Source organism: Iodobacter violaceini (assembly GCF_011601265.1).
Classification (GTDB): domain Bacteria; phylum Pseudomonadota; class Gammaproteobacteria; order Burkholderiales; family Chitinibacteraceae; genus Iodobacter; species Iodobacter violaceini.
Genome location: NZ_JAAOLX010000028.1, coordinates 1 through 1,184, shown reverse-complemented (window position 1 = coordinate 1,184; position 1,184 = coordinate 1). Strand labels below are relative to the sequence as shown.

The following is a 1,184-nucleotide window of genomic DNA, read 5'->3' as shown; positions in this document are numbered from 1 at the left end:
AGTGCAGCCGATTACGGCACAGCCACCTTCAGCAATGGCGTCACTTACAACGCAACCACCGGCCTGATCACCGTGCCTGCTGGCGTGACCAACTTCGCCGTTACCCTGCCAACGGTGGATGACGCACTGGTTGAAATCACTCCGGAAACCGTTCCTCTGACCATTGGCGGCGTGAGCGCCACCGGCGGGATTCTGGACAACGACAGCCCGGCCATTACCGGCATCGAAGTCGGCAATCCGGGTGTGGCGGATGACAATGTGGTGGAAGGTAATAACCTTGTCTTCAATGTCTCACTGAGCACCGCCACCACCAAAGCAGAAACCTATGCCTTTAACCTGGGCGGCGGATCAGCGAGTGCAGCCGATTACGGCACCGCCACCTTCAGCAATGGCGTCACTTACAACGCAACCACCGGCCTGATCACCGTGCCTGCAGGCGTGACCAACTTCGCCGTTACCCTGCCAACGGTGGATGACGCGCTGGTTGAAATCACCCCGGAAACCGTTCCTCTGACCATTGGCGGCGTGAGCGCCACCGGCGGGATTCTGGACAACGACAGCCCGGCCATTACCGGCATCGAAGTCGGCAATCCGGGTGTGGCCGATGACAATGTGGTGGAAGGTAATAACCTTGTCTTCAATGTCTCACTGAGCACCGCCACCACCAAAGCAGAAACCTATGCCTTTAACCTGGGCGGCGGATCAGCGAGTGCAGCCGATTACGGCACCGCCACCTTCAGCAATGGCGTCACTTACAACGCAACCACCGGCCTGATCACCGTGCCTGCAGGCGTGACCAACTTCGCCGTCACTCTGCCAACGGTGGATGACGCGCTGGTTGAAATCACCCCGGAAACCGTTCCTCTGACCATTGGCGGCGTGAGCGCCACCGGCGGGATTCTGGACAACGACAGCCCGGCCATTACCGGCATCGAAGTCGGCAATCCGGGTGTGGCCGATGACAATGTGGTGGAAGGTAATAACCTTGTCTTCAATGTCTCACTGAGCACCGCCACCACCAAAGCAGAAACCTATGCCTTTAACCTGGGCGGCGGATCAGCGAGTGCAGCCGATTACGGCACCGCCACCTTCAGCAATGGCGTCACTTACAACGCAACCACCGGCCTGATCACCGTGCCTGCTGGCGTGACCAACTTCGCCGTTACCCTGCCAACGGTGGATGA

At 59.2% G+C, this 1,184-nt stretch carries 1 protein-coding gene; it reads left to right on the top strand.

The features are described from left to right. Positions 1 to 1,184: Calx-beta domain-containing protein (locus HA050_RS21690; RefSeq protein WP_205836558.1), on the top strand; the 1,184-nt coding region annotated here is incomplete at both ends.